The following is a 9,801-nucleotide window of genomic DNA, read 5'->3' as shown; positions in this document are numbered from 1 at the left end:
GTCCCGGTCCGCGCGGGCGCCGTCCAGCCGCCGGCCGGGACGCCGCGCGGCGACGAGAGCGCGGTCGCGTCCGCCGAACCGCCCGCGACCAGCGCGGGCGGGGGAAGCGGTGTCGCGAGGCCACTGGCTGTGCTGGTGACGTGCGACAGCGTCTCCGTCGCGGAGTCGAGCCAGGCGGAGAGCCAGTCGGAGCGGGCCGCCGGTCCGGTGCCGCCCGCCGCCGTGAGCCCGACGGCGGTGGGCCGGCAGCGCTCCGCGGGCGGGTCGGCGGCCAGCGCGTCCAGGATGTGTTTGACCAGCGCCGGCCGGGTCGCCGTACGCGGGCTGCGGTTCAGCGCCTCCTCAAGCGCGGCCACGTCGACCCAGCCCAGTCCCTCGACCCGGGGCACCAGATGGCCGAGCAGGACCTCGGCCATGGTCACCACGAAGGCGAACCTGTCCGCCTCCGGCGTCGGGATCGGGTCAACCACCCGCAGCTCGGGCGCGGCATAGGGCGCGGTGCGGCCGGCGATCCCGGTCCCGTCGGTGAGCCGGGCCAGGCCCAGGTCGACCAGGACGGCGACGCCGTCACCGCGGACCACGATGTTCGACGGCTTCACGTCGCCGTGTGCCACTCCCTGCACGGTCTGGCCGCCGGAGTGCATGTGGTCGAGCGCGGCGGCGACGGTACGCAGTTTGCGGATCCGCTCGCTGACCCGGGCGTCGGGGTTCTCGTCCCACCACTCGCGCAGCGTCATGCCCTCGACGAAGTCCATGACGACGTAGCCCACGCGGGTGTTCGGGCTGGCCGCACCGGCAAGATGCCAGGACGGCCCGATGAACATGCTCGTGACGCGGACCAGGCCGGGGTGGCTGAGGGTGGTCAGCAGCCGGCTTTGCTTCTCCCAGGCCTCATCGCTCGGCGGCCGGAACATGGTCTTGACCGCGACGGTGGCGCGCCCTTCGGTCGACAGGGGCAGCTCCGCCCGCCACACCTCGCCCTCGCTGCCCCGCCCGATCGTCTCCTTCAGCACGTAGGTGTCCGGCCGCGTGGCTGGGCCGACCCAGTGCGCGGCCGGGTCGACTCCGGTTTCGGTCATGCATTCCCCCCAGGGATGTGCTGGTCATGCGGATGCTGGAACAACGCGGGCCGCCGCGGGCGCCGCCTGTCGCGGGCGGGCAGGCTATGACGGGCAGGCTGTGGCAGGCGGGGATTGTTCGCCGCGAAACACGACGATAGTGGCACTCCCGCGGACGGCCACGCGGGTCTGGCGTGTCCGCCCCGATGGCCAGGCGTAGGGACGCAACGGGCCGGCCTGGGCGGCTCCGGCGAGTCCCGGCGCGCTCGACCTTGTGTTACCGGCCAGCCGGAGTGCCGTCGCGGCGGTCCGGCTGACCACCGCGCGCGGACCGGCCCCTCCTGCTGCCAATCCGAAGTACCGCTGTCAAGCTGAAGCCGGGGACAGGCCCGCGGGATCCGGGCGGCAGGCCCCTGGGACGGACGGGGCCTGGAGGCAGGGTGATGATCGGGGAAGGGCGGCGACACCAGCCGCCGCTCAGCGTGTCCGCGGGCCTCGCCACCCGGATCAACGTTGGTGGCCGGCCGAGCCCGTACGCGATGACCGTCCTTGCCGCGGTCACCCGCATCCCCCGCGGCAAGGTGATGACCTACGGCGATGTCGCCGAGTACGTGGGTGCGGGAACAGGCCGGACGGTCGGCGCGGTGCTCTCCCGGCACGGGCATGACGACGACATCCCCTGGCACCGGGTGCTGCGGTCCACCGGCGAGCCGAATCCGAACGCCCCGGGCGAGGCGCTGCGACGGTTGGCCGCTGAGGGCACGGCACTGCTCCCCGGCGGGGGGCGGGTGGATCTGGCCGTGGCCCGCTGGGACGGCCGGACAGCTGGCTAAGAGCGCGTTTGAGATCGTCATTCCGGCTCGCCGCGTCCAGGCGCCCCCTGGCCGCGTTGTCGGCCAAACCGATACAACTCATCCGGTATCGCTTCGGCCTTCCGTCTTGCCAGGGGGCGCCTGGACGCGGCTCACTGATCGAAAGCCCGATCTCAAACACGCTCTAACAGCACCCGGCCCCGGCACCACCCCGGACCCCGGCGGGAATCGTCCGGTTCTGTCGGTGGCGCGTGGTGTGCTGTGCGCGTGACAGCCCAACCGGACGCTGCCGGGGTTCCCCGGCAGCAGACGCATGCGGTCCCGGCCATGGCGGGCCCGCCGGTCTACCGGCTCGTGCGGACCCCGCCGCCGCCGTCGCGCCCGCCGGTCCTCGACACCGATCAGGCCCGCGTCGTCGCCCACACCGGTGGTCCGCTGCTCGTCTTGGCCGGGCCGGGCACGGGCAAGACGACCACGATCGTCGAGGCGGTGGTCCGGCGGGTGGAGGACGGCCTTGACCCGCAGCGCATCCTGGTACTGACCTTCAGCCGGCGGGCCGCGCAGGAGCTGCGCGAACGCATCACCCGGCGGCTGCGCGCCGCTGTCGGCGCCCCACTGGCCTGGACCTTCCACGCCTGGTGCTACGCCGTCCTGCGGCTGGGCCGGCCGGCGGGCCTTGGCGGCGCCCCACCGAGGTTGCTGTCCGGCCCCGAGCAGGACACGAAGCTCCGCGATCTCCTTGCCGGGACGGTGGAGGTGGGCCGGCCGCGATGGCCGGCCGCGCTCGCGGGCTGCCTCACGTCCCGGGGCTTCGCCGAGGAGGTGCGGGCCATGCTTGCCCGGGCCAGGGAGACGGGGCTGAGCCCGGATGCGCTCGCGGCGCTCGCGCGGCGGACCGGCCGGGACGACTGGGCCGCGATGGCGACCTTCTACGCTGACTATCTTGACGCTCTTGATCTTGAAGGAATGATTGATTACTCCGAACTGGTGCAACAGGCGGCAGCCGTCGCCGAAGACGACGATGTCGGCGTTGGCCTGCGTCGTCGTTACCGCGCTGTCTTCGTCGACGAGTACCAGGACACCGACCCCGCACAGGAGCGGCTGCTGCGGGCCGTCGCCGGTGGCGGCGCGGACCTCGTCGCCGTTGGCGACCCGGACCAGTCGATCTACGGTTTCCGCGGGGCAGAGGTGCGTGGGCTGCTGGAGTTCCCGACCCGGTTCCCCCATGCCGACGGGCGTCCCGCCGAAGTGGTGGCGTTGCGGCGCTGCCGCCGGCTGGGGCCGGTGGCGCTCGCCGTCAGCCGGCGGGTGGCGGACCGCATCCCCGCGACAGGCCTGCCCGCCGAACATCTGCGCGCGCATCGGGATCTGATCGCGGCGGGCGGCCCCGACAAGCCCGGCACAGAACGCGTCGAGGCCCGGCTGTACACCTCCGAGGGCGCCCAGGCCGAAGGCGTTGCTGACCTGCTGCGCCGGGAGCATCTGGAGAACGGCACACCGTGGGACCGCATGGCGGTACTGGTGCGAAGCGCGGCCCGGTCCGTTCCGCCGCTGCGGCGGATGCTCACCGCGGCGGGCGTGCCGGTCGAGGTGGGTGGCGACGAGCTGCCGCTTGCCCGTGACGGTGCGGTCGCGCCGCTGCTGTTGGCGCTGCGCTGCGTCGACAACCCCGACCGCGAGCTGACCGCCGAGACGGTACGGATCTTGTTGACAGGCCCGTTGGGCGGTGCCGACCCGACCACGCTGCGGGCGCTGGGCCGGGCGTTGCGCGCGATCGACCGCGCCGCGAGCGTCCCGGGTGCGACCGCCCCAGCCGTGCCGTCGCCGTCGGCGGAACTGATCCGGCTGGCGGTCGCCGACCCCGGCCGCGCCCTGCCGATGGTCCCCGACCACGTCGCGGGTCCGGCTCGTCGCCTTGGTGAGCTGCTGCGATCCGCTCGCGCGCTGCTCAAGCGCGGTGGCGCGCCCGAGGACGTCGCGTGGCTGCTGTGGTCGGGCACCAGCTGGCCCGCCCGGTTGGAACGGGCGTCCGCCGCGGGAGGGGCGGCCGGGCGGGCGGCAGACCGTGATCTGGATGCCGTGGTCGCGCTGTTCGCGACCATCGGCCGGTCCAGCGCGCGGCGCGGTCCCGGTACCGGCATCGGCCCGCTCCTGGACGAGCTGGAACAGCAGCAGGTCACCGGCGACACCCTTGCCGAACGTCCGGCGCGCGGGGGGGTCGTCCGGTTGCTGACCGCCCATCGCGGCAAGGGCCTGGAATGGGACGTCGTGGTCGTCTGCGGTGTCCAGGACGGGCAGTGGCCGGACCTGCGGACCCGCCACTCGCTGCTGGAGTCCGAACGGCTGGACCGTCCCGAGCTCGGCGGGATGCGGGAGCCCGCGACCCGCGCCGAACTTCTCGCGGACGAACGCCGGCTGTTCTATGTCGCGCTGACCCGGGCACGGCGCCGGCTCGTCGTCACAGCTGTCGACGCCGCTGATGATCAAGGTGTGAGCCCGAGCCGGTTCTTCCGCGAACTGTGCGACGCGGCGCCGCTCGGAGTGTCGGTGACCACGCAGCGGTCCCGGCTGGCCCGTCCCCTGACACTGTCGTCGGCGGTTGCGGCGCTGCGCCGGGCCGCCGTCGACCCGGCTTCCACACCGGCGCTGCGGGAGGCCGCCGCGGCCCGGCTCGCGCGGCTCGCGTCCGCGGTTGATGACGCGGGCCGCCCGCTCGTGGCGTCCGCCCGTCCGGGCCGCTGGTGGGGGCTGGCCGAGGTGACCGCTGGTGAGGTACCAGTGGTCGCGGTGGGCGCCCCCATCCGGTTGTCGGGGTCGTCGCTGTCCGGTTTGTCGACCTGCCCGATGCGCTGGTTCCTTGAGCACGAGGCACATGCGCAGGCCGCGAGCAACTCCGACATGGGCTTCGGCAAGGTTGTGCATGCGCTCGCGGACGAGGTCGCGACCGGGCGGACCGCTCCCGATCTCGACGCGCTCGACGCCCGCCTGGACCGGGTGTGGCGGCATCTCGCCTACGAGGCGCCGTGGCGCTCCGAGCAGCAGCGCGCGGCGGCACGCCAGGCGCTGGCCCGGTTCCTGAGGTGGCACACGGCCACCCGCAACCGGCGGTTGGTGGCGAGCGAGGTCCCGTTCAGCTGCGACATCGTCGTGGGCGGCCGAACGGTGAAGCTACGTGGCTTCATCGACCGTATCGAGCTCGACGACGACGGCCGGGTACATGTCGTCGACTTCAAGACGGGCCGGACGGCTCCGTCCAGTTCGGACGTGGCGCGTCATCCGCAGCTCGGCATCTATCAGGTTGCTGTGCGTGATGGGGCGGTGGCGTCGACAGCCGATGGGGCCCGAGCCGAGCCCGGCGGAGCCGAACTGGTGCACCTGCGCCTTGACGCGCCCTCGGCGCCCGCGCAGCCCCCGGCGCCAGCAGGCCCGGCCGGGGAGGCCGCCGGGCATCCGCCGGCTCGGGCGCCGAAGGTCCAACGCCAGGATGCGCTGCCGGTCGACGGTCCCACCTGGGTGGAGGAGCTGCTGTCAGAGGCTGTCGAGCACATCGACGCGGAGCGTTTCCCACCGCGTCCCGGCACAGCCTGCCCGACATGCGCGTTCCGGCGTTGCTGCCCGGCCCAGGACGAGGGACAGCAGGTGATCACATGACCGTGGCCGCCGCCGCGGCCAGGCCGGCAGGGCCGGCGCCGGCGCCGGCACCGACAGACCTCCGTGATCTACTCGGCGTGCCGTTCACCGACGAGCAGATCGCCGCGGCGACCGCTCCGTTGGAGCCCGGGGTGATCGTTGCCGGCGCTGGCTCGGGCAAGACCTCGGTGATGGCTGCCCGGGTCGTGTGGCTGGTCGCGACCGGCCAGGTGGCGCCCGACGGTGTGCTCGGGCTCACCTTCACGACCAAGGCCGCGGGTGAGCTCACGGACCGGATCCGCCGTGGCCTGGAAAAATCGGGTGTCACGGGTACCGAGGGCGAGACCTGCGCGGGTGAACCGGTCGTGTCCACCTACCATGCGTTCGCGAAGCGGCTGGTCACAGACCACGCGCTGCGGCTCGGTCTGGAGCCCGGTTTCACGCTGCTTGCCGATGCCACCCGCTACCAGCTCGCCGGGCGGGTACTGCGTCGCCACCGCGGACCGGTCACGGCGCTGAGCAGACCGCTGTCGATGCTCGTGGGCGACCTCATCGCACTTGACGCGGAATGCGGCGAGCACCTTGTCGAACCGGGGGAACTGGTCGGTTTCGACCGTGACTGGCTGGCCGAGATCGAGACGGTGCTCGCCGCCGAACGGGAACGGCCGCGCACCAAGGGCCATGTCGACGCACTCGACCGGATGGCCCTGATCGCCCGGTCCCGTCAGGAGCTCAGCGCGATGGTCGCGGAGTTCCGCGCGGCCAAACGCGAGCGTGACGCCATCGACTTCGGTGACCTGGTCCGCCACGCGGTCCGGCTGGCCGACACGGTGCCGGAGGTCGGTGCGCTGGAGCGTTCCCGGGCCGGGGTCGTGCTGCTGGACGAGTACCAGGATACGTCCGTGGCGCAGCGGCGGATGCTCGCCGGCCTGTTCGGCGGTGGTCATCCGGTGACCGCCGTCGGTGACCCGTGTCAGGCGATCTACGGCTGGCGTGGCGCGTCCGTCGCGAACCTCGACGGCTTTCCGGCGCATTTCCCGCGTCGTGACGGCGGGCCGGCGCGGGTGTACGAGCTGTCGGTCAACCAGCGCAGCGGCGGGCGGCTGCTGAGCCTGGCCAACGCGGTGGCGGCTGGTCTGCGGGCCCGCCACCGCGTCGCGCGGCTGCGCCCGAGGGACGATGTCGCCGATCACGGTGAAACGGTGGTGGCACTGCATCCAACCTGGTCGCAGGAGGTTCGCTGGGTCGCGGCGACGCTTCGGGAGGTCGTCACCACCGGGCGGGCCAGGCCCGGGGAGTGCGCGGTACTCGTGCGGGCGCGCCGTGACGTCCCCGCGCTGTATGCGGCGCTGCTTGCGTGGGAGCTGCCCGTGGAGGTCGTGGGCCTTGGCGGTCTGCTGAGCCTGCCGGAGGTCGCCGATGTCATCGCGACGCTGGAGGTACTGGACGACCCGACGGCCAACGCGGCCCTGACCCGGCTGCTCACCGGCCCGCGGGTCCGCCTGGGCCGTCGTGATCTCGCCGCGCTCGGGCGTGCGGCGCGCGAGGCCGCCGGCGCCGGGGCGGGGCGCCCCGCCCTCCTCGAGCAGCCGGGATCCGACCAGCCGGGATCCGAGCGGCCGATGGGCGGACAGGGGCCGGATGCGCTTGACGAGGCGGTTCTCGGGATTGACCCCTGCGATGTGGTCGCGCTCGCCGACGTACTGGACGACCCGGGTCCGCAGGTGTCGGCTCAGGGCCGGGCCCGGCTGCGGATGCTCGGCGCGGACCTGCGTCACCTGCGCGTTCATATCGACGAGCCGTTGCTGGACGTCATCCACCGGATCATCGAGGTCACCGGCTTGGATGTGGAACTGGCGGCGAGCAGCGAGGCGGTCACAGCCCGCCGCCGTGACAACCTCGCCGCGTTCGTCGACGTCGCGGCCGGCTTCACCGGCCTGGACAACGACGGTTCGGTCCGCGCGTTTCTGGCGTTCCTGCAAGCCGCGCGGGAACACGAGCGCGGTCTGGACGCGACCAGCCCCTCCGGCGCGGATGCGGTCCAGCTGATGACCATCCACAAGTCCAAGGGGCTGGAGTGGGAGGTCGTGGCCGTGCCGAATCTCAGCCACACGGTTTTTCCGATCACTACCGTCCGGTCGAAGTGGACCACATCTCCGTCGGTGCTGCCCACGCCGTTGCGCGGGGACGCCGACGAGCTGCCTGTGCTGCGTGGCCACGGAAAATCCGACCTCGCCGAGTTCGCCGCCGACTGTGACGGCTACCTGGAACGGGAGGAACGCCGCCTCGGCTATGTCGCGTTCACTCGGGCCAAGTCGGTGTTGTTCGGCAGCGGGCACTGGTGGGGGCCGTCGCAACGTCGGCTGCGTGGGCCGTCGGTCTTCCTCGGCGAACTGTACGATCATGTGCGCGCCGGTCACGGCACAGTCGCGGCGTGGGCGCCGAGACCATCCGAGGATGAGACCAACCCGCAGCTCACCGGTATGGAAGAGCTGGACTGGCCGCTACCGTACGAGCCCGCGTCCGCTGCCCGCCGCCGTGCCGTCGCCGAGCGGGTCACCACGCATCTGACCGCCCTGGCCGCGGGGCGGCCGTTGCCCGCGGACGATCTTACCGCGATGGCTCCGGCGGAACGGCAGGCACTGGCCGAACTCGACCGCGATGTCGAGCTGCTGTTGGAAGAGGCTCGCCGCGCTCGGCGGCCGTCCCGCACGGTGGAGCTGCCGCACGCGCTCACCGCCTCCCAGGTGGTGCGGCTGCGGTCTGATCCGGCGGGGCTGGCCCGCGACCTCGCCCGCCCGATGCCGCGGCGCCCGGCACCGCTGGCACGTCGGGGTACGGCGTTCCACGCCTGGGTGGAGGACGTCTTCGGGCAGGTCCCGCTACTTGATCCCGAGGATCTGCCGGGGGCCGCGGACGAGGCAATGGACGAGGTAACCGATGAGATGCCGGCGGACGGCGACATCATGGCGTGGCGGGCGGCGTTTCTGGCCAGCCCGTATGGCCGGCGGCGCCCGTTCGCGGTGGAGACGCCGTTCGAGCTGTTGATCGCGGGTCGGGCGGTCCGGGGCCGCATCGACGCGGTGTACGACCTCGGGGGCGGCCGTTGGGAGGTAGTGGACTGGAAGACGGGCCGGCAGCACGCGGACGCGGTGCAGCTGGCGGTGTACCGGCTGGCCTGGGCACGGTTGCGGGGGGTGCGCCCGGACGCGGTGGACGCGGCGTTCCTGTACGTCCGCTCAGGTGAGGTGGCCCGCCCGCCGCTGCTGTCCGAAACCGAGCTCGAATCCCTTCTCCGCGGCCCGTGACCGGCCCCGTGACCGGCCCCCGCCCGGCTCATCCAGACCACGCGGCCAGCCAGCGGCCCCAGCCGCTAGGACGAGAAGCAGGCATTGAGCACGATCCGGTCCACGCGGTCGTACGAGCCGGCCACAGGTCTGCGTACCGCTCGCTGAGCTCAGTGGGAGGTGACGGCGATATATGCCCGGGGAGGCTCCGAGGGGCTGATGCGTGTGGCTGTCAAGCGGTTAAACCTTGATCGACATCCAGAACCTCTGACACGCCGACAAAACGGGGAGGTTCTGGCAAAGATCGATATCCCTGTGACCTGCACAAACGTAAACGATCGATCTTTTGGATCAGTTTATCCACAGCCCCCGCCGGGAGGTTCTGGAAGGATCTTGCAAACCCGCAGCTCAGACCCCCCAGGATCGGTGGTACTGTCGCACGGCAGGAACTTTCCGAGTCGGATTGAAACAGTGCCGCGGCCATGATGACCTCGACACCCGCCAGGGTCGCACGGCAGGAACTTTCCGAGTCGGATTGAAACCTGACCCCAGAAGCACTCTGGATTTGGTTGTAGTCGCACGGCAGGAACTTTCCGAGTCGGATTGAAACTGTTTGAACTCCATCGCATACTTGCGCTCATCGAGTCGCACGGCAGGAACTTTCCGAGTCGGATTGAAACGTCGTGAAGTCACCTCGGTCGCTCGCGTCGGCGGTCGCACGGCAGGAACTTTCCGAGTCGGATTGAAACGTCGTGAAGTCACCTCGGTCGCTCGCGTCGGCGGTCGCACGGCAGGAACTTTCCGAGTCGGATTGAAACCGGCGATCTCTCCGAGATCGTTTCCCTTCGCCTGTCGCACGGCAGGAACTTTCCGAGTCGGATTGAAACTCCAAGATGACCTGGTTGTAGCCCCACTGGCGGTCGCACGGCAGGAACTTTCCGAGTCGGATTGAAACCAGCGCAGGTAGTCCTCCAGAGTGCCCACTTCCGAGTCGCACGGCAGGAACTTGTAGGG

At 71.7% G+C, this 9,801-nt stretch carries 4 protein-coding genes and 1 CRISPR repeat array; of the genes, 3 read left to right on the top strand and 1 reads right to left on the bottom strand.

Features of this window, described 5'->3' with window-relative positions:
- Positions 1–1,079: protein kinase (locus tag MJ777_RS20905; protein WP_239377531.1), on the bottom strand; the 1,079-nt coding region annotated here is incomplete at its 3' end.
- A 422-nt stretch (positions 1,080–1,501) separates the two neighbouring features.
- On the opposite strand from MJ777_RS20905, the gene MJ777_RS20900 reads away from it, so the two are divergent.
- From MJ777_RS20900 to MJ777_RS20890, 3 genes are all read left to right on the top strand, one after another.
- Positions 1,502–1,891, top strand: a complete 390-nt coding sequence (locus tag MJ777_RS20900) for an MGMT family protein (RefSeq protein ID WP_239309570.1) — start codon at positions 1,502–1,504, stop codon at positions 1,889–1,891.
- A gap of 306 nt (positions 1,892–2,197) precedes the next feature.
- Positions 2,198–5,521, top strand: coding sequence for an ATP-dependent DNA helicase (locus MJ777_RS20895; RefSeq protein ID WP_239377532.1), 3,324 nt, complete (start codon positions 2,198–2,200; stop codon positions 5,519–5,521).
- Entirely contained in the window at positions 5,518–8,808 is a 3,291-nt protein-coding gene (locus MJ777_RS20890) for an ATP-dependent DNA helicase (RefSeq protein ID WP_239377530.1), read from the top strand. The genes MJ777_RS20895 and MJ777_RS20890 overlap by 4 nt, the downstream gene beginning before the upstream one ends.
- Before the next feature lie 413 nt (positions 8,809–9,221).
- Positions 9,222–9,742: direct repeats of the CRISPR family, unit length 36 nt; unit sequence GTCGCACGGCAGGAACTTTCCGAGTCGGATTGAAAC.
- Positions 9,743–9,801: the final 59 nt, after the last annotated feature.

The organism is Protofrankia sp. Cj5 (assembly GCF_917627405.1).
Classification (GTDB): Bacteria; Actinomycetota; Actinomycetes; order Frankiales; family Frankiaceae; genus Protofrankia.
The sequence above is the reverse complement of the archived record's forward strand: the minus strand, read 5'-3'. Positions and strand labels throughout refer to the sequence as shown.

Coding starts and splice junctions, on each gene's coding strand:
- MJ777_RS20900 (WP_239309570.1), top strand. CDS start 1,502: ATGATCGGGGAAGGGCGGCGACACCAGCCGCCGCTCAGCGTGTCCGCG.
- MJ777_RS20895 (WP_239377532.1), top strand. CDS start 2,198: ATGGCGGGCCCGCCGGTCTACCGGCTCGTGCGGACCCCGCCGCCGCCG.
- MJ777_RS20890 (WP_239377530.1), top strand. CDS start 5,518: ATGACCGTGGCCGCCGCCGCGGCCAGGCCGGCAGGGCCGGCGCCGGCG.